Here is a 25,103-nt window from a genome sequence, read left to right as displayed (position 1 = left end):
CTTTAACCAGCAAAGAGTGCGACCATGATTGATACACGCCTGCCTTTAACCGATATTCACCGCCACCTTGACGGCAACATTCGTGCCCAAACCATTCTCGATCTTGGCCGCCAGTTCAACTTGACGCTTCCTGCTGAAACGCTTGAAACCCTGATCCCCCATGTCCAGGTCACGTCGAACGAGCCGGATCTGGTGAGTTTCCTGAGCAAGCTCGACTGGGGCGTGAAGATGCTGGCCTCGCTCGATGCCTGTCGCCGTGTCGCCTTTGAAAACATCGAAGATGCCGCACGCAACGGCCTGCACTATGTCGAGCTGCGTTTCTCCCCGGGCTATATGGCGATGACCCACAACCTGCCCGTGGCGGGCGTGGTTGAAGCGGTCATTGAAGGCGTGCGTGAAGGCTGCAAAACCTTTGACGTTCAGGCGCGTTTAATCGGCATTATGAGCCGTACCTTTGGTGAAGCGGCCTGTCTTCAGGAGCTGGAGGCGTTACTGGCGCATCGCGACCAGATCACCGCCATCGACCTCGCCGGTGACGAGCTGGGCTTCCCGGGCAGCCTGTTCCTGTCTCATTTCAACCGCGCACGTGATGCCGGCTGGCACATTACCGTTCATGCGGGTGAAGCCGCAGGGCCGGAAAGCATCTGGCAGGCCATTCGTGAGCTGGGTGCAGAACGTATCGGTCACGGCGTGAAGGCGATTGAAGACCGTGCGCTGATGGATTTCCTCGCAGAGCAACGTATCGGGATTGAATCCTGCCTGACCTCCAATATTCAGACCAGTACGGTCGCATCGCTGGCGCAACACCCGCTGAAAACCTTCCTGGAACATGGGGTTCTCGCTTCACTGAACACGGACGATCCGGCCGTTCAGGGCGTGGATATCATTCATGAATACACTGTCGCCGCACCGCAGGCCGGACTGAGCCGCGAGCAGATCCGTCAGGCACAAATCAACGGGCTGGAAATTGCCTTCCTGACGCCAGAAGAGAAACAGGCGCTTCGGGATAAGGTGGCGACCGCATAAACCCTTTGCCGGGTGGCGGCTACGCCTTACCCGGCCTACAAAAGTATTTAACACCTATGCCAGACAGAGCGTGGCGCGATGTCTGGCAGATTCGATCCCCAGCTCGATGAGCTCCATAATCTGGATGGCCTGGCTCGCCGGAACCGGATTTTCACCTGAACCGTTCAGCGCGTCACGGATTGCAGCGTAGTAGGCCGGGTAATTCCCCGGCAGGGTCAACACCGTTTCCTCAATCAGCGTCTCGCCCTCCGCACGCGTCACCACCCCGTCCCGCATGTCGTAGCCCCAGTCCTCCTGCGGCAAGCGTTCGCCATTTTTGAGGCGCTCTTCCTGGGGATCCAGGCCGAACTTCACGTAGCTGCCGCGCGCCCCGTGAAGGATATAGCGGGCCGATTCCGCAGCCGCAAGCATTGTCCCGTGCAGCACGATGCGGCGCTGAGGATAGCTTAAAATGGCGTGAAAATAGTCGGTTGTCTCTGCGCCCGGCCTGAGCTGCGCTAAATCGACCGTCATGCTCACGGGCAGACCAAACAGATGGACGGCCTGATCGAGCAGATGCGGCGCTAAGTCATACCAGATGCCGCTGCCCGGCCCCGCCTGCTCGCGCCAGCGGTCCCGCACCTGCGGACGATAACGATCGAAGTGCGATTCAAAATAGGCAATTTCGCCGAGCGTGCCTTCGCTCAGCAGCGCTTTCACCGTCAGGAAATCGCTGTCCCAGCGCCGGTTGTGAAAGACCGACAATAACCGCCCCAGGCTTCGCGCCAGCGCGTCCAGCTCGCGCGCCTGTGACAACGTCACGGTAAAGGGCTTATCGACGACAACGTGTTTACCCGCCTCCAGCGCCGCTTTCGCCAGCGGGAAGTGGGTGTCGTTAGGGGTAGGGATAACAATAAGGTCAATATTAGGATCGTTAAACAGATGCTTAGGCTCCGTCACCACCGGCACGGTGGGCCAGTCGGCGTGGACTTTGGCTTCATCGCTGCTTGAAATAGCCGCCAGCGCCATGCCCGGCGTGCCGGCAATCAGAGGTGCATGAAAGGTTTTACTTGCGTACCCGTAGCCAATAAGACCGACGCGGATGTTTTCACTCATCGTATGCCCCCTCGCTGTGCGCTTATTTATCACTGGCCCTGTGCTTATCGCACAGATTAATAATGTGCCCTGTGCGTTAAAATAGCATCCCGTGGAAACGTTTTTTTGTAACGCCGCATTAAAGGAGACATATTGTCCCGGGAATCGTTCCCAAAGCGCTTGCTCTGGAGAAAAGGGCGCTGTAACATTTGTAATCTGTATTTATGGATAAATTACAAACACAAATTATGACGTCAATAATTAATCGAATCATTGAATTAGCGGGATGGATTGTCCTTGGGGTTTCGGTCGTGTTGCTTGGCATTGCCAGCCATATCGATAACTACCAGCCGCCGGAGCCCGTCACTGTCGCACAACAAAAGTAAGCCATATCGTCATAAAGCGTGACACATTACGTTATGGTACGTATTGCCAGCCGTAATGAACGGGGTTACCCTTCTCTTCCAGGCATCTGCTGATGCCTGATTCTTCGCAAAGAAAACTCCTAATTTCGTCGCGTTACCCGAGTGGACAGTTTACGTCTTTATTAATCCGTTTATTATTCGAACGCATTACCTTTATGGGTATTACCCTTTTATATGGAAACTTATTAATATGACAGTTCAGGACTATTTATTAAAATTTCGCAAGATCAATTCCCTTGAAAGCCTGGAAAAACTGTTTGACCATCTGAACTACACGCTGTCGGATAATCAGGACATCATCAATATGTACCGCGCTGCTGACCATCGTCGCGCCGAACTCGTCTCCGGCGGTCGTCTGTTCAACGTGGGGGAAGTGCCTAAGTCCGTCTGGCGTTACGTTGTATAAGAAAGTAGCCTTCGGCGCGAAATGTTATATACTCTCCGCCCTGCAAATTTCTGTATAACATTTCGCGCAGACTATGGGAGAGCGTATGACCGCATTGCCTGGAGAACGAATTGGGGGCTGGTTAATCGCCCCGCTGGCATGGCTGCTGGTGGCACTATTAAGCGCATCGCTGGCGCTGTTGCTTTACACCACCGCACTGGTTACGCCTCATGCTATTCAGACGCTGATGTCCCAGAGTGCGCTTAATATTGCAACGTGGTTTGTGTCGTTCGTTTTCGCGATCGCGATGTGGTACTACACGCTGTGGCTGACCATCGCCTTCTTTAAGCGCCGCAAAAACGTGCCGAAACATTATATTATCTGGCTGCTTGTCTCCGTACTGCTGGCCGTTAAAGCGTTCGCTTTTTCGCCAGTGTCTGACGCGCTGGCGGTTCGCCAGCTCCTGTTTCCGCTGCTGGCAACGGCGCTTCTGGTGCCCTATTTCAAGCGTTCGACGCGCGTTAAGAAGACCTTCGTTAACCCGTAATAACCTTACAGTTAACCTGTTGTGGCCTGTTGTCGTTTATCCGATAATAGGCGGCTATTTTATTTCAGGCTAAATAATGACCGATTACTTACTGCTCTTTGTCGGAACTGTGCTGGTTAATAACTTCGTACTGGTGAAGTTCCTTGGCCTGTGCCCGTTTATGGGCGTCTCCAAAAAGCTGGAGACGGCAATGGGCATGGGGCTGGCCACCACCTTCGTGATGACGATGGCCTCCATTTGCGCATGGCTGATTGACACCTGGATCCTGATCCCGCTGGACATGCTTTACCTGCGCACCTTGTCCTTTATCCTGGTCATCGCGGTCGTGGTGCAGTTTACCGAAATGGTTGTGAGAAAAACCAGCCCTGCCCTGTATCGTCTGCTGGGCATCTTTCTGCCGCTCATCACCACTAACTGTGCGGTGCTGGGGGTGGCGCTGCTCAACATCAACCTTGGGCATAATTTCATGCAGTCGGCGCTGTACGGTTTTTCCGCGGCGGTCGGTTTCTCTTTTGTTATGGTCCTGTTCGCGTCGATTCGCGAACGTCTGGCAGCGGCGGATATTCCCGCGCCGTTTCGCGGTAACGCCATCGCCCTGGTGACCGCCGGTTTAATGTCTCTGGCCTTTATGGGCTTTAGTGGTCTGGTGAAGTTGTAATGAGTGCTATCTGGATTGCCATCGCGTCCATCAGCGTACTGGGACTCGTCTTTGGCGTCATTCTGGGTTATGCCTCCCGCCGTTTTGCGGTGGAGGACGATCCGGTTGTTGAAAAAATTGATGAGCTTTTACCGCAAAGCCAGTGCGGGCAGTGCGGCTACCCTGGCTGTCGCCCTTACGCTGAGGCGGTGGGCGTGCAGGGAGAAAAGATCAACCGCTGCGCGCCGGGTGGCGAAGCCGTCATGCTTAAAATTGCCGCGCTGCTTAACGTCGATCCGCAGCCTGTCGACGGCGATGAACAGGCGCAGGAGCCCGTCCGTGCTCTTGCTGTGATCGACGAAGCCAACTGCATCGGCTGCACCAAATGTATTCAGGCGTGTCCCGTAGACGCCATTGTGGGCGCTACGCGCGCGATGCACACCGTTGTGGCGGATCTGTGCACCGGTTGTAATCTCTGCGTGGCGCCCTGCCCGACGCAGTGTATAGAACTACGCCCGGTTGAAACGACTACCGAAAACTGGAAGTGGGATCTTCAGACCATTCCGGTTCGCAATATTCCTGTGGAACAACATGCTTAAGTTATTTTCTGCTTTCAGAAAAGAGAAGATCTGGGATTTCGATGGCGGTATTCATCCGCCGGAAATGAAATCGCAGTCTAACGGCACGCCGCTGCGCCAGATCCCGCTGGCGACCCGTTACGTTATGCCCCTAAAACAGCACATTGGCGCTGAGGGTGAACTGTGCGTGAAGGAAGGCGATAGCGTTCTTCGCGGGCAGCCGCTGACCTTTGGTCGCGGACGGATGTTGCCGATACATGCCCCGACTTCCGGTAAGGTGGTATCCATTGCCCCCCATACCGTTGCCCACCCGTCGGCGTTGTCTGAGCTAAGCGTCATCATTGAAGCCGATGGCGAAGACCGCTGGATCGATCGTGACGGCTGGAGCGATTACCGCGCCCGCAGCCGTGAAGAGTTGATTGCACGCATTCATCAGTTCGGCGTGGCGGGTCTCGGGGGCGCTGGCTTCCCGACCGGCGTCAAGCTGCACGGCGGCGGCGATAAAATCGAAACGCTGATTATCAACGCCGCCGAGTGCGAACCGTACATTACCGCCGATGACCGTCTGATGCAGGACTGCGCGGCGCAGGTGGTGGAAGGTATTCGCATCCTTGCGCATATTCTGCAACCCCGTGACGTGCTGATTGGTATTGAGGACAATAAACCGCAGGCCATTTCGATGCTGCGCGCGGTGCTGGCCGACAGCCATGATATTGGTCTTCGCGTGATCCCGACGAAATACCCGTCCGGCGGGGCAAAGCAGCTGACGCAGATCCTGACCGGTAAACAGGTACCCCACGGGGGCCGTTCGTCCGACATCGGCGTGCTGATGCAAAACGTGGGTACCGCTTACGCGGTGAAGCGTGCGGTCATCGACGGTGAGCCGTTGACCGAACGCGTCGTCACGCTGACCGGCGAGTCCGTTTCCCGTCCCGGTAACGTCTGGGCGCGTCTGGGTACGCCGGTACGTCATCTGCTTGAACAGGCGGACTTTTGCCCGGGAAGCGATCAGATGGTCATTATGGGCGGCCCGCTGATGGGCTTTACCCTGCCGTGGCTCGACGTGCCGGTAGTGAAGATTACCAACTGCCTGCTGGCCCCTTCCCCATCGGAGATGGGCGAAACGCAGGAAGAGAAAGGCTGCATCCGCTGTAGCGCCTGCGCGGACGCGTGTCCGGCAGATTTGCTGCCGCAGCAGCTATACTGGTACAGCAAAGGCCAACTGCACGATAAAGCTCAGGCGCACAACCTGGCAGACTGTATTGAATGCGGTGCCTGCGCCTGGGTCTGCCCAAGCAATATTCCGCTGGTGCAGTACTTCCGTCAGGAGAAAGCCGAAATCTACGCGATCTCCATGGAAGAAAAACGTGCCGCTGAAGCGAAGGCCCGATTTGAAGCGCGCCAGGCGCGACTGGAGCGCGAGAAACAAGCCCGTCAGGAACGGCATAAGCAGGCCGCCGTGCAGCCTGCGGCCAAAGATCAGGACGCCATTAACGCAGCCCTGGCCCGCGTGCGCGAGAAAAAAGCCACTGCCGCCCAGGCGGTAGCGATCGTGGCGGGACAGAAGCCGGACAACAGCGAAGCGATTGCGGCCCGCGAAGCGCGTAAAGCCGAAGCGCGCGCGCGTCAGGCGGAGAAAGCGCAAAACGCCAAACCGGAAGCCGACATCGACCCGCGTAAAGCGGCGGTTGAGGCGGCTATCGCCCGTGCAAAAGCCCGCAAAGCCGGACAGCAGTCGGTAGTGGTTGAACAGGAAGCGACGGATCCGCGCAAGGCGGCCGTGGAAGCGGCTATTGCCCGCGCCAAAGCACGTAAAGCAGCGCAGAGTCAGCCTGCCGAAGAGAGTGAAGCGCCCGTCGACCCGCGTAAAGCCGCCGTTGAAGCGGCCATCGCCCGCGCGAAAGCACGAAAAGCGGCGCAGCAGGACGACCTGCCTGCGGCCGCTAACGACGATCCACGCAAAGCCGCAGTCGCCGCCGCGATTGCGCGCGTTCAGGCAAAGAAAGCCGCGCAGCAAGCCGTTAACGAGGATTAAATGGTTTTCAGAATTGCAAGTTCCCCGTATACCCATAACCAGCGCCAGACATCGCGTATTATGATGCTGGTGTGCCTGGCCGCGCTGCCAGGTATTGCCGTTCAGTGTTGGTTTTTCGGCTGGGGTACGCTTTTCCAGTTGATTCTGGGTTGTGCCAGCGCCGTTGCAGCAGAAGCCGCGATCCTGAAGCTGCGCAAAATGGACGTCACGCGCATCCTGAGCGATAACTCTGCCCTGTTGACCGGTCTGCTGCTGGCCATCAGCATTCCGCCGTTCGCCCCGTGGTGGATGGTGGTGCTGGGGACGGTATTTGCGGTGATTATCGCTAAACAGCTGTACGGCGGGCTGGGCCATAATCCGTTTAACCCGGCGATGATTGGCTACGTGGTGCTGCTGATCTCCTTCCCGGTACAGATGACCAGCTGGCTGCCGCCGCATGAGATCGCCGCCACCGTGCCCGGCTTTATGGATGCCCTGCACGTTATCTTTACCGGCCACACCGCGCTGGGCGCGGATATGAACGCGCTTCGCATGGGCGTGGACGGTATCAGCCAGGCCACCCCGCTTGATACCTTCAAAACCTCCCTGCGCGCCGGTCACAGCGTTGAGCAGGTGATGAAATCCTCCATTTTCAGCGGCGTGCTGGCGGGCGCTGGCTGGCAGTGGGTCAATCTGGCCTACCTCCTGGGCGGCGCCTTCCTGCTGCAACAAAAAGCGATCCGCTGGCATATACCGGTGAGCTTCCTGGTGACGCTGGCCGTCTGCTCGACGCTCGGCTGGGTTATTTCACCGGATTCACTGGCCAGCCCGCAGCTCCATCTGCTCTCCGGCGCGACCATGCTCGGGGCATTCTTCATTCTGACCGATCCGGTCACCGCCTCCACCACAAACCGTGGCCGTCTGATTTTCGGCGCGCTGGCGGGCCTGATGGTCTGGCTCATTCGCAGCTTTGGCGGCTATCCGGACGGCGTGGCTTTTGCCGTGCTGCTGGCGAATATCACCGTTCCGCTCATCGACTACTACACGCGTCCGCGCGTGTACGGCCATCGCTAAGGGTCACGCCATGCTAAAGACAATGCAAAAACACGGCGTCACGCTGGCGATCTTCGCCGCCGCCCTCACCGGAATGACCGCGCTGGTGAACGAACTGACGAAAAACACCATTGAAGAGCAGGCAATCAAGCAGCAAAAAGCGCTGTTCGATCAGGTGATCCCATCAGATCTCTATGATAACGATCTGCAAAAAAGCTGCTTTGTTGTGCAGGCCCCCCAGCTCGGTAAAGGGGCACACCGCGTTTATATTGCCCGTAAGGGCGATAGCCCGGTGGGTGCCGTCATGGAAGCCACCGCGCCGGACGGTTACTCCGGCGCGATTCAGCTGCTTGTGGGCAGTGATTTTTCCGGCACCGTGCTGGGCACGCGCGTGACGGAACATCACGAAACGCCGGGCCTTGGCGACAAAATTGAAACCCGCTTAAGCGACTGGATTTTACACTTCGCCGGGAAGATGATTCACGGCGAGGACGATCCCGCTTTCGCGGTGAAAAAAGATGGCGGCGAGTTTGACCAGTTCACCGGCGCCACGATTACGCCTCGCGCGGTAGTTAACGCCGTCAAACGTGCCGGGCTATATGCCGAAACGCTGCCCGCGCAGATCAATCACCTTTCCGCCTGTGAGGAGTGACCATGAGCCAGGTTAAAGAGGTTATCGTCCAGGGACTCTGGAAAAACAACTCGGCACTGGTACAGCTGCTGGGGTTGTGCCCGCTGCTGGCGGTGACGTCTACCGCCACCAACGCGCTCGGACTGGGGCTGGCGACCACGCTGGTGCTGACCCTGACCAACTTCTCAATTTCTGTTTTGCGCCGCTGGACGCCGTCGGAAATCCGTATTCCGATTTATGTCATGATCATTGCGTCGGTAGTCAGCGTCGTGCAAATGCTGATTAACGCCTACGCATTTGGCCTGTACCAGTCCCTCGGGATTTTCATTCCCCTTATCGTGACCAACTGTATCGTCGTTGGCCGCGCTGAAGCCTTTGCGGTGAAAAACAACCCGGCCATCTCCGCGCTGGATGGGTTTTCGATCGGCATGGGCGCCACTGCCGCCATGTTTGTTCTCGGCTCCGTGCGTGAAATTTTGGGCAACGGCACGCTCTTTGACGGTGCTGACGCGCTGCTTGGCGGCTGGGCGAAGTCGCTGCGTATTGAGGTGTTCCATACGGACACCCCGTTCCTGCTGGCGATGCTGCCCCCGGGAGCCTTCATTGGCCTTGGGATGATGCTGGCGTTAAAATACCTGATTGATGAAAAACGTAAGCGCCGCGCCGCTGAACGCAGCGTACAGGAAGGGATCCCCGAGAAAGCAGCATGAATAAAGAGAAACGCATAGCGATCCTCACGCGCCTGCGCGATGAGAACCCTCATCCAACGACGGAGCTGAATTTTAACTCGCCGTTTGAATTGCTGATCGCGGTGCTGCTCTCCGCGCAGGCCACTGACGTGAGCGTCAACAAAGCAACGGCCCTGCTCTACCCTGTCGCCAATACGCCCCAGGCCATGCTGGAGCTGGGCGTTGAAGGGGTGAAATCCTATATCAAGACCATCGGCCTGTTTAACAGCAAGGCCGAAAACGTCATTAAGACCTGCCGGATCCTGCTGGAGCAACACGGCGGTGAAGTACCGGAAGATCGCGCTGCGCTGGAAGCGTTGCCGGGCGTCGGGCGGAAAACGGCAAATGTGGTGCTGAACACGGCATTTGGCTGGCCGACGATCGCCGTGGACACCCATATCTTCCGCGTCTCTAACCGCACCCGGTTCGCGCCGGGCAAGAACGTCGAAGAGGTTGAAGAGAAGCTGTTAAAGGTGGTTCCTGCGGAGTTTAAGGTGGACTGCCACCACTGGCTGATCCTTCACGGGCGCTATACCTGCATTGCACGTAAGCCACGCTGCGGCTCCTGCATCATCGAAGATCTGTGTGAGTACAAAGAAAAAGTCTATTCCTGAGTGGTCAACCCCTTTTACATGTCTAAGCCCTTAAGTTTAATAAGGGCTCTGATATCATCTCCGTTGACCGAAAATTGCCCTCTCTTTTTACATTAAGCCTTGTCGATTCTTCGGTCATTTAACACTCAAACAGGTTAATAGTTTTTTCATCACCAAAAATTTCTATACATCTGTGATCGCGATCACTCTGATAACCTGATGTTGGATTTTTGTTATTAAAACCCTTCCGACCCCTTAGCCAGACAAGATCTCATCGACTCCACACCGCACATAAGACCAGTCATTTTTCAGAATATGGGCTATATCACTGCCATTTGCCCAAAATAGCAGAACATATCGCCATACAGCCATTAAACAGGGTCATTTACAGTGAAAAAAACCAACAATTCCCAACGGATGAAATTTAACGCTGCATAACATTTGCGTGAACCGATGAATATACCGCCGCAGTTATATGTAACAGATTATTACAAACGTATTGCCAGATGGGGCTGGATAGTGAACATTACCCGCCGTTTCCCCTCCCAATATAACTATAAAGCGGATGGACTACGGTCATCACGCTATGAACACCCCCGTTAATATGGGATGTAAAAAAAGAGGTATATGTGTCGACTGCAAACAATAAACCAACAGATGAAAGCGTAAGTCTGAACGCTTTCAAACAGCCTAAAGCGTTCTATCTCATTTTCTCTATCGAATTATGGGAGCGTTTTGGCTACTACGGCCTGCAAGGGATTATGGCCGTTTACCTGGTGAAGCAACTGGGTATGTCCGAAGCCGATTCCATCACGCTGTTCTCGTCCTTCAGTGCTCTGGTCTATGGCCTGGTCGCTATCGGCGGCTGGTTAGGCGATAAAGTCCTCGGTACGAAACGCGTGATTATGCTGGGCGCCGTGGTTCTGGCGATTGGCTATGGTCTGGTTGCATGGTCCGGGCACGATGCGGGCGTGGTATATATGGGCATGGCCACCATCGCGGTAGGTAACGGCCTCTTTAAGGCTAACCCGTCCTCTCTGCTTTCTACCTGCTACAACAAAGATGATCCGCGTCTGGACGGTGCATTCACCATGTACTACATGTCCATCAACATCGGTTCATTCTTCTCTATGCTGGCAACCCCATGGCTGGCCGCGAAATTCGGCTGGAGCGTAGCGTTTGCGCTGAGCTTCGTGGGTATGCTGATCACCGTTGTGAACTTCCTGTTCTGCCGTAGCTGGGTTAAAGATTATGGTTCTAAACCAGACTTCGAACCCGTGCATATGGGCAAACTGCTGGCAACCATCGTCGGCATTGTGATTCTGGCCGCTGTTGCCACCTGGCTGCTGCACAACCAGGGTATCGCGCGTGCCGTACTGGCCGTGGTTGCGCTGGGTATCGTGATCATCTTCGCTAAAGAAGCCTTCGCGATGCAGGGTGCGGCACGTCGTAAGATGATTGTGGCGTTCATCCTGATGCTGGAAGCGATTATCTTCTTCGTTCTGTACAGCCAGATGCCAACGTCTCTGAACTTCTTCGCTATCCGCAACGTTGAACACTCCATCCTGGGTATCGCGTTCGAGCCGGAGCAGTATCAGGCACTGAACCCGTTCTGGATCATGATTGGTAGCCCGATTCTGGCCGCTATCTATAACAAGATGGGTGACCGTCTGCCGATGCCGCACAAGTTCGCTATCGGTATGGTGCTGTGCTCTGGCGCGTTCCTGGTGCTGCCGCTGGGGACGAAATTCGCGACCGATGCGGGTATCGTTTCTGTTAACTGGTTGATCCTGAGCTATGCGTTGCAGTCTATCGGTGAGCTGATGATCTCCGGTCTGGGCCTGGCAATGGTTGCACAACTGGTTCCTCAGCGTCTGATGGGCTTCATCATGGGTAGCTGGTTCCTGACTACCGCGGGTGCAGCGATCATTGCAGGTAAGATTGCGAACCTGATGGCGGTACCGGACAACGTTACCGACCCGCTGGTCTCCCTGAACGTCTACGGCACCGTGTTCATGCAAATTGGTATCGCGACCGCCGTGATTGCCGTGCTGATGCTGCTGACCGCACCTAAACTCAATCGTATGACGCAGGACGACGACAAATCCGCTAAAGCGACCAACACCGCGAACGCGTAATGTCATCGGGAAACGACTGAACAGAAGCCGCTAATTGATTAGCGGCTTTTTTTTTATCCGAACGCGCACTAACATAGCGGGAACCTCAGCAAAAAGGAGTTACCGATGAAACTGTTCTATAAACCGGGCGCCTGCTCTCTTGCTTCGCATATCACCCTTCGCGAGAGCGGTAAGGATTTCACGCTGGACGGCGTTGACCTGATGAAAAAGCGCCTGGAAAACGGGGATGACTTTTTTGCGATTAACCCAAAAGGGCAGGTTCCGGCCCTGCTGCTGGATGATGGCACCCTGCTGACCGAAGGCGTGGCGATTATGCAATTCCTGGCGGACAACGTACCGGATCGTCAGCTCCTTGCCCCCACCGGCAGCATTGCGCGCTATAAGACGCTGGAGTGGCTTAACTATATTGCCACCGAACTGCACAAAGGCTTTACACCTCTGTTCCGCCCGGACACGCCGGAAGAGTACAAACCCACCGTACGCATGCTGCTGGAGAAAAAATTACAGTACATCAACGACGCGCTGAAAGACGACCAGTGGATCGGGGGCTCGCGTTTCACCATCGCCGATGCGTATCTGTTTACCGTTCTGCGCTGGGCGCGCGCGGTTAAGCTGAACATGGACGGGTTAGATCATATTGCGTCATATATGGCGCGCGTGGCGGAGCGTCCTGCGGTTGCTGCGGCGCTGAAAGCGGAAGGACTGAATTAACCAAGTGGCTTGTGTTGCCGGGTGGCGCTGACGCTTACCCGGCCTACGAACTCTGGACGGTTATAACCGTGTGGCGCTGAAATAGTGCTCCGGCTTCGCGATACGATCCTGCGCCGCAACCACCTGTAGCTCATATTCCTGCATCGTCTTCGTCGCAATCATGATTTCATAAACGGCTGCCGTCACGTGCTCCAGCGCGTCGCGCAGGCTCGCGCCCTGTAAGAGCTTCACCAGCAGTAAACCGCTGGTCACATCACCGACCCCGACGGGCTGACGTGTACCGAAATCCACCAGCGGTCGACTGATATGCCAGGCTTCGTCCTTCGTCACCAGCAGCATCTCAAAACGGTCCTGGCTCAATCCTGCGCGTGCCAGGTGTTTAACCAGTACAATCTCTGGCCCCTGCGCGATCAGCTCGCGAGAAGCGCTTACAGCCTCTTCTACGCTGTTAACCGGATGCTCGCTCAGGATCTCCAGTTCAATCAGGTTGGGCGCAATAATATCGCTGGCGGGCAGCGCATGACGGACATGAAACTCCGCAACGCCCGGCGCTACGATGCAGCCCTTTTCAGGATGGCCCATCACCGGATCGCAGAAATATTTCGCCGCAGGGTTAGCCGCTTTCACCTGGCGCACGATGCCGAGGATATGCTCCCCCTGCTCCGCCGAGCCCAGATAGCCGCTCAGTACAGCATCGCAGCGTTTAAGCTGGTCGATATCCGCAATGCCCTGAACGATTTCCGTCAGATGCGACGGCGGCATCACGCAGCCGGTCCATTTACCGTACTGGGTGTGATTCGAGAACTGGACGGTATTGAGGGGCCAGACGTTGGCCCCGAGGCGGCGCATTGGGAATTCCGCAGCGCTGTTGCCAGCATGTCCAAAAACAACGTGGGACTGAATGGCGAGGATGTTCTTCATCTTGTACTTACCAAACCCTGTCAAAACAAAAGGGGCGTGGTTTCCCACGCCCCTGCATACTTTTAATTACTTCCAGCAGACCAGGCAGTAGTTTTTCTTACCGCGACGCAGCAGCGTGTAGCGACCATACAGACGGTCGTTGTCGGTAAAGGTGTATTCCGGATCGGCCTGTTTCTCACCGTTGATGGTGATCGCGTTAGAGGCGATGGTTTTACGCGCCTGACCGCGAGACGGCTGGAGCTCGGAGTCGACCAGCGCCTGCATCAGATCGGCGCCTTTTTCCATCTCCACCATCGGTACGCCATCCTGCGCCAGCTGTTCGAAATCCGCTTCGCTTAAATCGCTCAAGGTGCCGTTGAACAGGCTCGCCGTGATGCGTTTCGCCGCCGCCAGACCTTCTTCGCCGTGAACCAGTTTGGTCACTTCGTCCGCCAGCACGTACTGGGCGCGCGGTGCTTTACCGCTGTTCTTGTCTTCTTCTTCCAGCGCCTTGATCTCTTCGATATCCATAAAGGTGAAGAACTTCAGGAAGCGATAGACATCGGCATCCGCCGTGTTGATCCAGAACTGGTAGAATTTGTACGGGCTGGTTTTCTTCGGATCGAGCCATACCGCACCGCCTTCGGTCTTACCGAACTTGGTACCGTCTGCTTTAGTGATCAGCGGCACGGTCAGACCAAACACCTGATTCTGATGAAGGCGACGGGTCAGATCGATACCGGAGGTGATATTACCCCACTGGTCGGAACCGCCAATTTGCAGAGAGACGCCGTGCAGCTTGTTCAGGCAGGCGAAGTCATAGCCCTGCAACAGGTTGTAGGAGAACTCGGTGAAAGAGATGCCCTGATCGTCACGGTTAAGACGCTGCTTGACCGCTTCCTTGTTAATCATCTGGTTAACAGAGAAGTGTTTACCGATGTCGCGCAGGAACGTCAGCACGTTCATGCCACCAAACCAGTCGTAGTTGTTCGCCGCAATCGCAGCGTTGTCACCACAGTCGAAATCGAGGAACGGTGCAACCTGTTTACGGATCTTGTCCACCCACTCCTGAACGGTGTCTTCGGTATTCAGCTTACGCTCAGCGGCTTTGAAACTGGGGTCGCCAATCAGACCGGTCGCGCCGCCAACCAGCGCGACAGGCTTGTGGCCGGCCATCTGGAAGCGTTTCAGGCATAACAACGGAACAAGATGCCCCAAATGCAAGCTGTCAGCGGTAGGATCGAAGCCGCAATAGAGCGCGATCGGGCCTTGCGCCAGTCGCTCTGCTAACGCTTCTTCGTCCGTCACCTGAGCCACGAGGCCCCGCTCTTGCAATTGTTTAATCAAGTTACTGCTTGCCATCAAATTCTCCATGTATAAACGACTGCACCTTTGCCGGTACACGACTTTTCGCCTGGTGCGAAAGGTACATAGAATAAAGCGCCAGCGCGGTGTGCGCTAGCGCTTAACACAACAAATTTCAGGGTTTACGGCGCCAGTCGGTCTATTTTCCAGCCACCGTTGTCGCGCTGGTATAAAAAGCGGTCGTGGAGACGGTGTTCACCGCCCTGCCAGAACTCCATTTGCTCAACAGGAATGCGGAACCCGCCCCAGAAACTCGGCAGCGGCACTTCACCCTGCTGAAACTTCTGTTTGAGTTCGAGGAATTTACTCTCCAGTACGCCGCGGGCCGAGATTCGGCTGGACTGTTTAGAGACCCAGGCGCCGATCTGACTGTCACGCGGGCGGCTGTGGAAATATTTCACCACGTCGAGCGTAGAGAGGCGCTCCGCCTTGCCGGTGACCATTACCTGACGCTCCAGCATATGCCACGGGAAAAGCAGGCTAATACGCGGATTATTTTCCAGATGGTGAGCTTTGCGGCTGCCAAGGTTGGTGTAGAACACCAGCCCTTTCTCGTCATAATGCTTGAGCAGTACGATGCGTTGATACGGTTGACCATTTTCATCAACCGTCGCAACCACCATCGCCGTCGGGTCGGCCAGTTTCGCTTCGCAGGCCTGCTTCAGCCAGCGTTCAAAAAGCACCAGCGGTTCAGCGGGAAGATCCTGGCGGCGCAGCCCGCCTTTGGTGTATTCACGGCGCAGATGCGCAATTTGCTGTAGTTCGTCGTTATCTGACATGGCGTTAGCTGAAAGTGAGATTAGGTGGCGCTATTGTGCGCGCCCCCTTTAAAAATCTCAACGCTTCGGATTTTCAAGCTGACAATTGTTCAGCACAATGCGGTCTCGCTTGTAAACGGTGGCGCTGTCACCTTTCGACCAGAAGACATAGATCCCGTCAGAGTAGCGCGCACCGGAGGCCGACATTCCCTGCTTCAGCGTCAACAGTTTATTGTCATAAATAAAGCTGGCTTCCTGACGCGTGTTGTTGAGCTTCACCGTCAGCGGTTTTTCATCACAACGGTATTCCAGCGTATCGGTCTGCATACGCTCGACGAACTGGTTATAGACGCTGCATCCGGTCATAAGAAAAGGCACAGCAATGAGAAGAAGTTTTTTCATGGGCAAATTCCGAAGACTATCCTGGTCCTGGAGGGCGTAGCCGCCCTCCTGTTTTTCCCTATTTTACGGGTTACGTCTGGCGCTGAATTTCAGTTAACTCTGATTATGGCGTGGGTTTGCGGGGAAAATGGCCCCGAGGACACTCGCCTCCCGCGCACCGGTGACGGACGGTAAATTCCCCGGCAGACCGGCAACCGTGCGCCAGGCAAGCCAGGCGAAGGCCAGGGCTTCCATATCGTCTCCGCTGATCCCGGCTTCATCAGTGGTGGTGACTTCAGTGCCCGGCAGCAGGGCGGCGAGGCGCGCCATCAGGAGCGGGTTACGGCTGCCGCCCCCGCATACCAGCAGACGCTCGCACCCGCCGCTGAGCAACACCTGTTCAGAAATCGACACGGCGGTAAGCTCGGTCAGCGTGGCCTGAACATCCTGAGGCGCCAGGCCGGGGAAGCGCGCCAGCTGACGTTCAAGCCAGCCGTAGTTGAAATACTCTCGCCCCGTGCTTTTCGGCGCTGGCAGGGCAAAGAAAGGATCGCTTAACAGGGTTTGCAGCAACGGAAGGATCACTTTACCCTGGCTGGCCCACTGCGCGTCTTTGTCGTAGGGTTTACCGCTCTGACGCCAGATCCAGGCATCCATCAGCATATTGCCGGGTCCGGTATCGTATCCACGTACGGGCTGCCCGGGAATGAGCATCGACAGGTTGGCGATCCCGCCAATGTTCAGGACCATTCTGCGCTCCACCGGGTGCGCCAGCAGCGCCTGGTGAAAGGCCGGCACCAGCGGCGCGCCCTGCCCTCCTAGGGCCATATCCCGACGTCGGAAATCGCCCACGACCGTCACGCCGGTTTTCGCCACAATCTGGTTGTTATCGCCAATTTGCATCGTGTGCGGCGCCTCGCCGACTGGTTCATGCCAGACGGTCTGCCCATGGCAGCCTATCGCCACGATATCCTGCGGGTGAAGTCTTTCTTGCTGCATCAGGGCCAGGACCGCATCAGCAAACAGTGCCCCCAGACGCACATCCAGCTGGCCCAGCTGGGAAAGCGTCAGCTGTTGCCCCTGGCAGATATTCAGAATCTCTTCTTTTAACGAGACCGGAATAGGCCAGCTCAGGCTTGCCTGCTGCGCCACCATGTTTTCATCAATGGCAGCCAGAACGACATCCACACCGTCGAGACTGGTACCAGACATCACACCGATATAGCGACCCGATTTCATGCGCTTTCCTTACGTTACGTGGGCTAAGTGCAACCACTCCACCATAAATAACGCTGCTTTGCTATGCGGTGATAATAATTTTTAACAATCTCAGGCCTGTAACGCAGGCGGCTTTTGTTTATGTTCCGTTAAGCCACGTTCCAGTAAAATTTATTTATTCGGCATGCAAAGTTAGGAAGTGTGGTCAGGAATGCCATATAATTTAGCCATAACGGATGCCCCGTCCGGGCGTTTTTTGGTGAACAGGAGAGTCAAATGATTTTACGTGTAATGGGCGTTTCGCTGATTGGTTTAACACTGGCGGGTTGTGTGAACGACAATTCACTCTCCGGCGACGTATATAGTGCTTCTGAAGCTAAACAGGTACAGAACGTGACATACGGTACTATCGTTAATGCCCGTCCTGTTCAGATTCAGGGTGGCGATGACACGAACGTTGTGGGCGCTATTGGTGGTGCTGTACTGGGTGGTTTCCTGGGTAACACCATTGGCGGCGGCACCGGTCGTTCTCTGGCTACCGCGGCGGGCGCAGTGGCCGGCGGCGTAGCGGGTCAGGGCGTTCAGGGTGCGATGAACAAAACCCAGGGCGTTGAGCTGGAAATCCGTAAAGACGATGGCAGCACCATTATGGTTGTGCAGAAACAGGGTAACACCCGCTTCTCTGCTGGCCAGCGCGTGGTTCTGGCAAGCAACGGCAGCCAGGTCACCGTCTCCCCGCGTTAATATCCCGCTGGATGCGGTCCCCTCGGGCCGCATCCCTTTACAAAAAATATCATTTTAAAAAATATATTTATAAAAACACATTCACACGGTGAATAATTAATTTCATCTGAAATTGTTCCTGCGCAAAGTATCTTTTACTTCTCTCCTTTAGACTCGTCTGATTCTCTTTTTTCCTCTTTTTACTTTTTTTAAAATTCTATGCTTGCGATCTGTCGATTTGTTAAGAACCGCTTTGTTGCCTTCGCACTTGGGTGCATTGTTATCATTGCTCTATTACAAGGTTTTTTTATAAAGCTTGTTGAATGGGTTCCTTCATTCTCTCCGCTATTTTTCCCTACGCTCACGATATTTCTCCTGGTATTCCATCTGTTTATCGCCTGTTTTATGGCAATGAAATACTGGTGCGATAAAAAACGGTTATATCTCGTTCCGATTGCGTTGGCCTTTGCCGGTTCTGCACTGCTGATGGTGGGTACGCTGTCCAGCTTTCCGGCCTGGCTGGATCTCTATCAGTTCAACGAGGCGAACTATAATGACGCGATGATCTTTTATATGTTCCGCCACCTCTTAATGGCGGTACTGATGATGGCCTCAGTATTGCTGTATACGCTTCGCGCTTCCCCCCTTTCACGAAGCGCCCACATCGGCATTGTCGCCGGGTCGACGCTCTTTACGGGCTGCATGCTCGGGCTGGCGTGGTTCTATTCCAGCTATTCCACGATGCTAACCCTGGATCTTGTGGATAATGAAACCCGGAAGTTTATGGTTCTCTGGAGCCAGACCATCAATATCATTTTGGTCATTCTTTGGGTTATCACCTTAATCACCCTGATGGCCGTAACCCGGATAAGAAATTTGTTCTGGATCGGCGGCAATTTTTTATGCGTCTGTTATGTCGTCACGCTGTTAATGCTGTTGTTAGGCGGACACGCGGAAGATGTTTCATGGTATCGCGCACGGTTATTCGAAACCGTCGCGACGTTAATGATTATTTTCATTTTACTTTCCGACGTCTTTAATTTGTATCGTGATTCGCACGTGAAATATCAGCAGTCTTATCAAAATTCAATCCGCGACCCGCTTACCCGTCTTTATAATCGCAGCTATTTTTACGATTCGTTAAATTACGCCCTCAGCTCGGCAACGGAGGCACATCCGGTATCGGTGGTGGTAAGCGACCTTGACCGTTTCAAGCGCATCAACGACTGTTACGGGCATTTGCAGGGGGATAAGGTTTTACAGTTTGTCTCTAATCTGCTGACGGATTCCGTGCGCCCCCAGGATATCGCGGCCCGAATCGGCGGTGAAGAGTTTGTGCTGATGCTGACCAATACCCCTTCAGACGCCGCACGGCAGGTAGCCGAGCGCATTCGCCTCAAGCTGAGCGGGTTTGATAAAGCCAGCAGCGGTGGTCATCTGCCGGAGCCCATTACCATCAGCATGGGCGTATTCACCGCAACGTCGCCAGAAACCAGTGCGGAAACCTGCGTGGAGAGCGCGGATAAAGCCATGTACGAGGCAAAAGAGACGGGGCGAAACCGGGTGGTGGTGTTCAGATAATAATAAAGGCCCTGGATTCACAAGGCCTTTTCTTTCGGTCAGTCGCGGGCTTGCAGATCGTTGATATTCTGCTCAAGACGGGCGATGAGTCCGATCAGCATCTCCAGCTCTGCGGGGGAAATACCGGACAGGATCTCCCCTCGCGTCTTACTGATGACGGTTTCCATCTCAGTAATAATCGGGGCCGCTTTTTCCGTCAATTTGATCCGCTTGGCGCGACGGTCGCTGGCGCAGGTTTGTCGGGAGATGAGTCCCTTCTCTTCCAGCTGGTCAAGGGTACGCACCAGTGACGGCTGCTCAATGCCAATCGCTTTTGCCAGTTGGATCTGTGACTGGTCGGGCGGGAGCTGATGAATATTATGCAGCGTAACCCAGTGCGTCTGCGTGAGTTCCAGAGGTTTCAGGCGATGGTCAATCAGAGCACGCCAGATGCGTACCAACCTTGCCAGATCAGAACCTAATGGCGATTCCAATTTCATCTCCTTATAATTAGCTTGCTAAGTGATTATAGTGATTTTAGAATAGTTTGCAGTATTTGTATTGCCAAAACAAATGCAATCACGGTATTCATCATTCCTGAAACGATGATTTACACTGAACTGTAATGCGCCATCGCATTGAAACATGCCCTTGTGGCCCTTACCCCACTGCAAAGGATCGCTGCTTGTGACGTTCTTTTCCCCCTCCGCAGGGTTGCCCCTCCAGGATCTGATTGTTGGCGCATCGGTCTACTTTCCGCCACTGTTTAAAGCCGTGATGGTGGGTTTTGTGATCTGGCTCATTGCGCATCGCCTGCTGCGCGACTGGATGTATTCCGGTGAAATCTGGCACCCGATGTTGATGGATCTCTCCCTGTTTACCCTCTCCGTCTGTCTTGGCCTTGCCGTGTTAACCGTGTGGTGAGAATGTCATTGAAAACATTAAAATACTTTTCCACTCTTTTCGTTTTAGCCCTGGCGCTGCTGGCCGGCTGGTGGCTCTGGAATTATTACATGCAGTCGCCCTGGACGCGCGATGGTAAGGTTCGTGCAGAACAGGTCAGCATCACGCCTCAGGTATCCGGCAGTATCAGCGCGCTACTGGTGAAGGATAATCAGTTCGTTCACGCAGGCGATGTGTTATTCCGCATCGATGAGACCCCTTTCCACATTGCGGTTCTTAATGCCCAGGCGCAGCTCGCTAAGGCTCAGTCCGATCTGGCAAAAGCCAATAACGAAGCCGACCGTCGCCGACACCTGTCGAGAAACTACATTTCTGCGGAAGATCTCGACACCGCCAATATCAATGTTAAAACCATGCAGGCCAGCCTGAAGGTTGCAGAGGCAACCCTGAAACAGGCCGAGTGGCAGCTGACCCAGACGGTGGTTAAAGCCCCGGTGGATGGATGGGTAACGAGCCTGTCTACCCGCGTAGGTGATTACGCCACCACAGGACAGCCGGTCTTCGCCCTCGTCGATAGCCACTCTTTCTATGTTGTGGGTTATTTTGAAGAGACCAAGCTGCGCCATATTCGCGAGGGCGCACCTGCCCGGATCACGCTCTACAGCGGCGCAGAGACGTTACAGGGTCACGTTGGCAGCATAGGCCGGGCGATTTACGATCAGAGCGTCGAAACCGACTCGGGCCTGGTGCCCGATATCAAACCCAACGTGCCGTGGGTGCGTCTGGCTCAGCGAGTCCCTGTTCGCGTCGAGTTTGATCAACTGCCGAAAGACATTACCCTGGTCTCAGGCACAACCTGCACCGTCTCCATCGGGTCGCGGTGATGAACCTGGGGGCTTTCTCCTGGCGCAATACGCCCTGGATAAAAGCGACGCGCCCGCAGTGGCGTTACGCGCTGCGCAACGGCATCGCAATGTGCCTTGCGCTTACGGTTGCCTATTACCTGAATCTGGATGAGCCCTACTGGGCGATGACCTCTGCGGCGGTCGTCAGCTTCCCGACCGTCGGTGGCGTTATCAGTAAAAGCCTCGGGCGCGTGGCGGGTAGCCTGCTGGGAGCGACCGCCGCGTTGCTCCTTGCCGGCCATACCCTGAACGATCCCTGGCTCTTTCTGTTAAGCATGTCGGCATGGCTGGGGCTGTGCACCTGGGCCTGCGCCCATTTTACCAATAACGTTGCCTACGCCTTTCAGCTGGCGGGTTACACCGCGGCCATTATCGCCTTTCCGGTCGTTAACGTGCTGGATACCACCGAGCTGTGGGATATCGCCCAGGCACGCGTGTGTGAAGTGATGGTCGGCATTCTGTGCGGGGGCGTCATGATGATGATCCTGCCCAGCACCTCAGATGGCACCGCGCTCATCACCGCCCTTAAAACGATGCACGCGCGTTTGCTGGAACATGCCAGCCTGCTCTGGCAGCCTGATACTAACGATGATATCCGTATCGCGCATGAAAAAGTTATCGGCCAGATCCTGACCATGAACCTGCTGCGCATCCAGGCTTTCTGGAGCCACTACCGTTTTCGCCGTCAGAACACGCTGCTTAACTATTTGCTGCATCAGCAATTGCGGATGACGAGTGCGATCTCAAGCCTGCGCCGGATGTTGCTGAACTGGCCTGCACCGCCCGCGCATACCCGGGAGGTTATCGAGGCGCTGCTCGCCACCCTTGCGCGTCCGGATGCCGATATCTATACCGTGGCCCGCATTATCGCCCCGCTCGCCCCAACGGATGAATATGACTATCGGCACCGCGCCTTCTGGCAGCGTCTGAACTATTTTTGCCGCCTGTATCTGCGCAGCAGCCGCTGGTTAAAAGCCGTCGAAAATGCTACCCCCGTCACCGAATTTTCCGTTCCCGGTAGCCCTGCTCTGGCGCGCCATACTGATGCGATGGAAGCGCTGTGGAGCGGATTTCGCACCTTTTGCGCGCTGATGCTGGTTGGCGCATGGGCCATTACCACCCAGTGGGAAGCGGGCAGCGCGGCGCTCACCCTCGCCGCCATCAGCTGCGTGCTCTATTCCGTGGCGGCCTCCCCGTTCAACTCCCTGACGCTCCTGATGCGCACCCTGGTGCTGCTCTCGCTGTTCAGCTTTATAGTTAAGTTCGGTTTGATGGTGCAGATAAGCGACCTGTGGCAGTTCCTGCTGTTCCTGTTTCCGCTGTTAACCACCATGCAGCTGCTTAAGCTGCAAATGCCTAAACTGGCCGGCCTGTGGGGACAACTGATTGTCTTTATGGGCTCCTTTATTTCGGTGACAAATCCGCCGGTGTACGATTACGCCGAGTTTCTCAATGACAACCTGGCGAAGATCCTCGGCGTAGGACTGGCGTGGCTGGCCTTCGCTGTCTTACGCCCGGGCTCTGACGCGCGTAAAAGCCGCAGGCATATCCGGGAGTTACGCAGAGGTTTCGTGGATCAGCTGAGCCGCAGGCCACACCTGCGCGAAAGCGAGTATGAATCACTGGTTTACCATCACGTCAGCCAGCTGAACAACAGCAAGGATTCCCTCTCCCGACGCTGGCTACTGCGCTGGGGCGTGGTTCTGCTGAATTGTTCGCACGTGGTATGGCAGTTACGCGCCTGGGAGACGCGTTCCGACCCGCTGGCGCAGGTTCGTGATAATTGTATTTCCATGCTCCGCGATGTGATGAGCGAGCGCGGGGTTCAGCAACGCCCCCTTAGCGTCACGCTGGTCGAGCTTCAGCGTATTTGCGACGTGCTGGCGCGCCATCACCTGCCAGCGGCCCGCGACCTGGCGTCCATTATCTGGCGGCTGCACTGCTCCCTGTCACAGCTTGAACAGGCGCCGCCACCCGGAACGATTGGCGATCAGATCACGCCGCAGGCATAGCGCGCCCCGCCGCCGCCCAGCGGTTTAGGCTGATCGGACATGTTATCGCCGCCCACGTGGATCATCAGCGCTTTGCCTTTGACCTCGTCAAGCTTTTTCAGGCGTGGCGCAACAACGGGATCGGTAGCTTTACCGTCGTTATTCACCACCAGCACCGGCAGATCGCCGAGGTGCCCCATGCCTTCAGGACCTTCATGCTTGCCGGAGTTATGCGGATCCAGATGTCCCCCTGCGGCTTCCGCCGCTGTTGGTTTGCCCTCTTTCATTGCGGGTTGACAGCTGCCCTTGGCATGGACGTGATAACCGTGCTCGCCGGGTGGAAGAGCCTTGAGATCGGGTGCAAATTCCAGCCCTTTATCGGTTTCGGTGATTTTCACCGTCCCGATGGACTGGCCTACTCCCTGAGAAGTGACGAGATTCATTTCAACTTCTTCGCTGGCTGCCTGCGCTCCTGCGCAAACAACCAGCGTGACCACTGCCAGAGCAAAACGCTTCATATGACCTCCACGGGTTATTTTTTGCACCTTAAGTCTATACCAGAGGCGCAGATTTCACCGGAAAGTCAGACTCCGCGCACTCAGGGTACGTCGTAGCCCAGAGCCGCCTTGCGGATGCGGAACCACTGCTGACGCGACATATCCAGCTCTTCAGCCACCAGCGCAGCGCGTACGCGCTCAATTTTGCCGGAGCCGATAATGGGCAGCGGTTTAGACGGCAGGCGCAGGATCCAGGCGTAAACCACCTGCTCAATGCTTTCCGCATTCAGTTCGCGGGCCACGGTTTCAAGCTCGTTACGCAGCGGCTGGAAGGCCTCATCGTTAAACAGGCGACCGCCGCCGAGACAAGACCAGGCCATCGGACGAATGCGTAACTGTTGCAGCTGATCGAGCGTTCCGTCCAGCAGCAGCGGCTGGTGAACAGGCGAGATCTCCACCTGGTTCGTCGCCAGCGTAAACGGCAGACGAGACTGCAACAGCGTAAACTGTGCCGGTGTGAAGTTAGACACGCCGAAATGACGCACTTTACCGCTCTGGTGCAGCGTCAGGAACGCTTCCGCAACCTCATCCGCATCCATCAACGGATCGGGACGGTGGATCAGCAGCAGGTCGATACGATCGGTGGCGAGGTTGACCAGCGACTGCTCGGCGCTTTTAACGATATGCGCGCTGTCGGTGATGTAATGTCCGAGGGCATGCTCCGGTTTTGCCGTGGTGGCAATACCGCATTTGGTCACAATCTCCATACGTTCACGCAGCGCCGGCACCCGCTTCAGCGCTTCGCCAAAGGCAGCCTCGCACTGATAGCCGCCATAAATATCAGCGTGATCGACGGTAGTGATCCCGAGATCGAGATGCTCTTCAATAAAGTTCGCCAGCTGGACGGGAGACATATTCCAGTCCATCAGGCGCCAGTAGCCCATTACAAATCGGGAGAATTCCGGGCCCTGCGGGGCAAGGGTAATACGCTGAACCATAACATTTTCCTCAAGGAAGTCATGTCACCAGTATACGCAATTACCTTGCTAAAACAGTGAGGGTTGCTGAGGTTCTTCGGTTTCTACCGCTTTGTTTGCGCGAATTTTACGCAGCAGCCGCTGTCGACAGAGTCGTAAGACCTCCTGCTTTTGCGCGTCGCTGAAGTTTTGCCAGTTAAAACGTTCATCGCGCGTGCGCATGCACCCGCGGCAGTACCCTTTTTCATCAACCTGACAAATACCCCGGCACGGGCTCTGGACAGGGAAAAATTCCAGTTGCTCTGCCACACCCACCTCCACAACGCCATCATTCCCTACAGTGAAGACTCTAATTGGCCTGCATGCAAGGGTGTTCCCCACAAAC

General features: G+C 55.6%; 28 protein-coding genes. 18 read left to right on the top strand and 10 right to left on the bottom strand.

Going from position 1 to position 25,103, the window contains the following annotated elements; all coding sequences use genetic code 11:
- Positions 1-24 precede the first annotated feature (24 nt).
- Positions 25-1,026, top strand: coding sequence for an adenosine deaminase (gene add, locus IM300_RS06210; RefSeq protein ID WP_063448903.1), 1,002 nt, complete (start codon positions 25-27; stop codon positions 1,024-1,026).
- Positions 1,027-1,080: 54 nt separating this feature from the next.
- On the opposite strand, the gene IM300_RS06205 is transcribed toward add, so the two are convergent.
- Complete coding sequence (locus IM300_RS06205; protein ID WP_193035728.1) at positions 1,081-2,121, bottom strand: oxidoreductase; 1,041 nt, start codon at positions 2,119-2,121, stop codon at positions 1,081-1,083.
- 239 nt (positions 2,122-2,360) lie between these two features.
- On the opposite strand from IM300_RS06205, the gene blr reads away from it, so the two are divergent.
- The 12 genes from blr to gstA all read left to right on the top strand — a co-directional run bounded on the left by blr (position 2,361) and on the right by gstA (position 12,540).
- Complete coding sequence (gene blr, locus IM300_RS06200; protein WP_151884424.1) at positions 2,361-2,486, top strand: division septum protein Blr; 126 nt, start codon at positions 2,361-2,363, stop codon at positions 2,484-2,486.
- A 229-nt stretch (positions 2,487-2,715) separates the two neighbouring features.
- The gene (gene ydgT / locus IM300_RS06195) at positions 2,716-2,931 is read left to right on the top strand and encodes a transcription modulator YdgT (protein WP_000217941.1); all 216 of its coding nucleotides are present in this window, start codon (positions 2,716-2,718) and stop codon (positions 2,929-2,931) included.
- A gap of 85 nt (positions 2,932-3,016) precedes the next feature.
- On the top strand, positions 3,017-3,457 hold the full coding sequence (locus IM300_RS06190) for a DUF2569 domain-containing protein (RefSeq protein ID WP_017693547.1): 441 nt from the start codon (positions 3,017-3,019) through the stop codon (positions 3,455-3,457).
- Positions 3,458-3,533: 76 nt separating this feature from the next.
- Positions 3,534-4,115 carry an electron transport complex subunit RsxA gene (gene rsxA / locus IM300_RS06185; RefSeq protein WP_022647920.1) on the top strand — a complete coding sequence of 194 codons (582 nt, stop codon included), beginning with the start codon at positions 3,534-3,536 and terminating at the stop codon, positions 4,113-4,115.
- Positions 4,115-4,693 carry an electron transport complex subunit RsxB gene (gene rsxB, locus IM300_RS06180; protein ID WP_193035726.1) on the top strand — a complete coding sequence of 193 codons (579 nt, stop codon included), beginning with the start codon at positions 4,115-4,117 and terminating at the stop codon, positions 4,691-4,693. Before rsxA ends, rsxB begins: the two co-directional genes overlap by 1 nt.
- Entirely contained in the window at positions 4,686-6,707 is a 2,022-nt protein-coding gene (rsxC, locus tag IM300_RS06175; protein WP_193035724.1) for an electron transport complex subunit RsxC, read from the top strand. Before rsxB ends, rsxC begins: the two co-directional genes overlap by 8 nt.
- Positions 6,708-7,760, top strand: a complete 1,053-nt coding sequence (gene rsxD / locus IM300_RS06170; protein ID WP_107535226.1) for an electron transport complex subunit RsxD — start codon at positions 6,708-6,710, stop codon at positions 7,758-7,760.
- 10 nt (positions 7,761-7,770) lie between these two features.
- Entirely contained in the window at positions 7,771-8,391 is a 621-nt protein-coding gene (rsxG, locus tag IM300_RS06165) for an electron transport complex subunit RsxG (protein ID WP_131636783.1), read from the top strand.
- A 2-nt stretch (positions 8,392-8,393) separates the two neighbouring features.
- Positions 8,394-9,080 (top strand): electron transport complex subunit E, encoded by a 687-nt coding sequence (locus IM300_RS06160; RefSeq protein ID WP_063448911.1) that lies wholly within the window; start codon positions 8,394-8,396, stop codon positions 9,078-9,080.
- The gene (gene nth, locus IM300_RS06155) at positions 9,077-9,712 is read left to right on the top strand and encodes an endonuclease III (RefSeq protein WP_047733674.1); all 636 of its coding nucleotides are present in this window, start codon (positions 9,077-9,079) and stop codon (positions 9,710-9,712) included. Before IM300_RS06160 ends, nth begins: the two co-directional genes overlap by 4 nt.
- Before the next feature lie 608 nt (positions 9,713-10,320).
- Positions 10,321-11,829: a dipeptide/tripeptide permease DtpA gene (gene dtpA / locus IM300_RS06150; protein WP_023299961.1), complete on the top strand. Its 1,509-nt coding sequence runs from the start codon at positions 10,321-10,323 to the stop codon at positions 11,827-11,829.
- A gap of 105 nt (positions 11,830-11,934) precedes the next feature.
- Positions 11,935-12,540, top strand: coding sequence for a glutathione transferase GstA (gene gstA, locus IM300_RS06145; RefSeq protein WP_063448912.1), 606 nt, complete (start codon positions 11,935-11,937; stop codon positions 12,538-12,540).
- A gap of 60 nt (positions 12,541-12,600) precedes the next feature.
- Here the strand turns inward: gstA and pdxY are convergent, their stop codons facing one another.
- From pdxY to anmK, 5 genes are all read right to left on the bottom strand, one after another.
- Positions 12,601-13,461: a pyridoxal kinase PdxY gene (gene pdxY, locus IM300_RS06140; protein ID WP_063866973.1), complete on the bottom strand. Its 861-nt coding sequence runs from the start codon at positions 13,459-13,461 to the stop codon at positions 12,601-12,603.
- A gap of 66 nt (positions 13,462-13,527) precedes the next feature.
- Complete coding sequence (gene tyrS, locus IM300_RS06135; RefSeq protein WP_193035722.1) at positions 13,528-14,802, bottom strand: tyrosine--tRNA ligase; 1,275 nt, start codon at positions 14,800-14,802, stop codon at positions 13,528-13,530.
- A gap of 125 nt (positions 14,803-14,927) precedes the next feature.
- On the bottom strand, positions 14,928-15,584 hold the full coding sequence (gene pdxH, locus IM300_RS06130; protein WP_107535222.1) for a pyridoxamine 5'-phosphate oxidase: 657 nt from the start codon (positions 15,582-15,584) through the stop codon (positions 14,928-14,930).
- Positions 15,585-15,641: 57 nt separating this feature from the next.
- A complete protein-coding gene (gene mliC / locus IM300_RS06125; RefSeq protein WP_107535221.1) occupies positions 15,642-15,971 on the bottom strand; it encodes a C-type lysozyme inhibitor in 330 nt (109 codons plus the stop codon).
- 87 nt (positions 15,972-16,058) lie between these two features.
- Positions 16,059-17,183, bottom strand: a complete 1,125-nt coding sequence (gene anmK / locus IM300_RS06120; RefSeq protein WP_063866979.1) for an anhydro-N-acetylmuramic acid kinase — start codon at positions 17,181-17,183, stop codon at positions 16,059-16,061.
- Between the two features lie 255 nt (positions 17,184-17,438).
- On the opposite strand from anmK, the gene slyB reads away from it, so the two are divergent.
- Both slyB and IM300_RS06110 read left to right on the top strand, forming a co-directional pair.
- The gene (gene slyB, locus IM300_RS06115) at positions 17,439-17,906 is read left to right on the top strand and encodes an outer membrane lipoprotein SlyB (protein WP_063448917.1); all 468 of its coding nucleotides are present in this window, start codon (positions 17,439-17,441) and stop codon (positions 17,904-17,906) included.
- A gap of 198 nt (positions 17,907-18,104) precedes the next feature.
- Positions 18,105-19,466, top strand: a complete 1,362-nt coding sequence (locus IM300_RS06110) for a GGDEF domain-containing protein (protein ID WP_107535219.1) — start codon at positions 18,105-18,107, stop codon at positions 19,464-19,466.
- 38 nt (positions 19,467-19,504) lie between these two features.
- Here the strand turns inward: IM300_RS06110 and slyA are convergent, their stop codons facing one another.
- Positions 19,505-19,945, bottom strand: coding sequence for a transcriptional regulator SlyA (slyA, locus tag IM300_RS06105; RefSeq protein ID WP_193035720.1), 441 nt, complete (start codon positions 19,943-19,945; stop codon positions 19,505-19,507).
- A gap of 187 nt (positions 19,946-20,132) precedes the next feature.
- On the opposite strand from slyA, the gene IM300_RS06100 reads away from it, so the two are divergent.
- Genes IM300_RS06100 through IM300_RS06090 form a run of 3 tightly spaced genes read left to right on the top strand, consistent with a single transcriptional unit; the run spans position 20,133 to position 23,265 of the window.
- Positions 20,133-20,369 (top strand): DUF1656 domain-containing protein, encoded by a 237-nt coding sequence (locus IM300_RS06100; RefSeq protein WP_063866984.1) that lies wholly within the window; start codon positions 20,133-20,135, stop codon positions 20,367-20,369.
- 2 nt (positions 20,370-20,371) lie between these two features.
- Complete coding sequence (locus IM300_RS06095) at positions 20,372-21,232, top strand: HlyD family secretion protein (RefSeq protein ID WP_063448921.1); 861 nt, start codon at positions 20,372-20,374, stop codon at positions 21,230-21,232.
- The gene (locus tag IM300_RS06090; RefSeq protein ID WP_193035718.1) at positions 21,232-23,265 is read left to right on the top strand and encodes an FUSC family protein; all 2,034 of its coding nucleotides are present in this window, start codon (positions 21,232-21,234) and stop codon (positions 23,263-23,265) included. Before IM300_RS06095 ends, IM300_RS06090 begins: the two co-directional genes overlap by 1 nt.
- On the opposite strand, the gene sodC is transcribed toward IM300_RS06090, so the two are convergent.
- The 3 genes from sodC to IM300_RS06075 all read right to left on the bottom strand — a co-directional run bounded on the left by sodC (position 23,244) and on the right by IM300_RS06075 (position 25,027).
- Positions 23,244-23,762: a superoxide dismutase [Cu-Zn] SodC gene (sodC, locus tag IM300_RS06085; RefSeq protein ID WP_063866991.1), complete on the bottom strand. Its 519-nt coding sequence runs from the start codon at positions 23,760-23,762 to the stop codon at positions 23,244-23,246. The genes IM300_RS06090 and sodC overlap by 22 nt on opposite strands.
- A gap of 80 nt (positions 23,763-23,842) precedes the next feature.
- Positions 23,843-24,739 (bottom strand): aldo/keto reductase family oxidoreductase, encoded by an 897-nt coding sequence (locus tag IM300_RS06080; RefSeq protein ID WP_107535215.1) that lies wholly within the window; start codon positions 24,737-24,739, stop codon positions 23,843-23,845.
- 48 nt (positions 24,740-24,787) lie between these two features.
- A complete protein-coding gene (locus IM300_RS06075) occupies positions 24,788-25,027 on the bottom strand; it encodes a DUF1289 domain-containing protein (protein ID WP_063866994.1) in 240 nt (79 codons plus the stop codon).
- Between the last annotated feature and the right edge of the window lie 76 nt (positions 25,028-25,103).

It is taken from the genome of Enterobacter cloacae complex sp. I2, from assembly GCF_014896205.1.
In the GTDB taxonomy this organism is placed as follows: domain Bacteria; phylum Pseudomonadota; class Gammaproteobacteria; order Enterobacterales; family Enterobacteriaceae; genus Enterobacter; species Enterobacter quasihormaechei.
This window is presented reverse-complemented; position numbering and strand designations above follow the sequence as displayed.

Bases quoted from the DNA above. Each gene is read 5' to 3' on its own strand.
- add (WP_063448903.1), top strand. From the start codon at position 25: ATGATTGATACACGCCTGCCTTTAACCGATATTCACCGCCACCTTGAC.
- ydgT (WP_000217941.1), top strand. From the start codon at position 2,716: ATGACAGTTCAGGACTATTTATTAAAATTTCGCAAGATCAATTCCCTT.
- rsxA (WP_022647920.1), top strand. From the start codon at position 3,534: ATGACCGATTACTTACTGCTCTTTGTCGGAACTGTGCTGGTTAATAAC.
- slyB (WP_063448917.1), top strand. From the start codon at position 17,439: ATGATTTTACGTGTAATGGGCGTTTCGCTGATTGGTTTAACACTGGCG.
- IM300_RS06110 (WP_107535219.1), top strand. From the start codon at position 18,105: ATGCTTGCGATCTGTCGATTTGTTAAGAACCGCTTTGTTGCCTTCGCA.
- IM300_RS06205 (WP_193035728.1), bottom strand. From the start codon at position 2,121: ATGAGTGAAAACATCCGCGTCGGTCTTATTGGCTACGGGTACGCAAGT.
- IM300_RS06080 (WP_107535215.1), bottom strand. From the start codon at position 24,739: ATGGTTCAGCGTATTACCCTTGCCCCGCAGGGCCCGGAATTCTCCCGA.
- gstA (WP_063448912.1), top strand. From the start codon at position 11,935: ATGAAACTGTTCTATAAACCGGGCGCCTGCTCTCTTGCTTCGCATATC.
- IM300_RS06095 (WP_063448921.1), top strand. From the start codon at position 20,372: ATGTCATTGAAAACATTAAAATACTTTTCCACTCTTTTCGTTTTAGCC.
- anmK (WP_063866979.1), bottom strand. From the start codon at position 17,183: ATGAAATCGGGTCGCTATATCGGTGTGATGTCTGGTACCAGTCTCGAC.
- IM300_RS06090 (WP_193035718.1), top strand. From the start codon at position 21,232: ATGAACCTGGGGGCTTTCTCCTGGCGCAATACGCCCTGGATAAAAGCG.
- pdxY (WP_063866973.1), bottom strand. From the start codon at position 13,461: ATGAAGAACATCCTCGCCATTCAGTCCCACGTTGTTTTTGGACATGCT.
- slyA (WP_193035720.1), bottom strand. From the start codon at position 19,945: ATGAAATTGGAATCGCCATTAGGTTCTGATCTGGCAAGGTTGGTACGC.
- tyrS (WP_193035722.1), bottom strand. From the start codon at position 14,802: ATGGCAAGCAGTAACTTGATTAAACAATTGCAAGAGCGGGGCCTCGTG.
- pdxH (WP_107535222.1), bottom strand. From the start codon at position 15,584: ATGTCAGATAACGACGAACTACAGCAAATTGCGCATCTGCGCCGTGAA.
- nth (WP_047733674.1), top strand. From the start codon at position 9,077: ATGAATAAAGAGAAACGCATAGCGATCCTCACGCGCCTGCGCGATGAG.
- IM300_RS06160 (WP_063448911.1), top strand. From the start codon at position 8,394: ATGAGCCAGGTTAAAGAGGTTATCGTCCAGGGACTCTGGAAAAACAAC.
- rsxB (WP_193035726.1), top strand. From the start codon at position 4,115: ATGAGTGCTATCTGGATTGCCATCGCGTCCATCAGCGTACTGGGACTC.
- rsxD (WP_107535226.1), top strand. From the start codon at position 6,708: ATGGTTTTCAGAATTGCAAGTTCCCCGTATACCCATAACCAGCGCCAG.
- rsxG (WP_131636783.1), top strand. From the start codon at position 7,771: ATGCTAAAGACAATGCAAAAACACGGCGTCACGCTGGCGATCTTCGCC.
- sodC (WP_063866991.1), bottom strand. From the start codon at position 23,762: ATGAAGCGTTTTGCTCTGGCAGTGGTCACGCTGGTTGTTTGCGCAGGA.
- rsxC (WP_193035724.1), top strand. From the start codon at position 4,686: ATGCTTAAGTTATTTTCTGCTTTCAGAAAAGAGAAGATCTGGGATTTC.
- IM300_RS06190 (WP_017693547.1), top strand. From the start codon at position 3,017: ATGACCGCATTGCCTGGAGAACGAATTGGGGGCTGGTTAATCGCCCCG.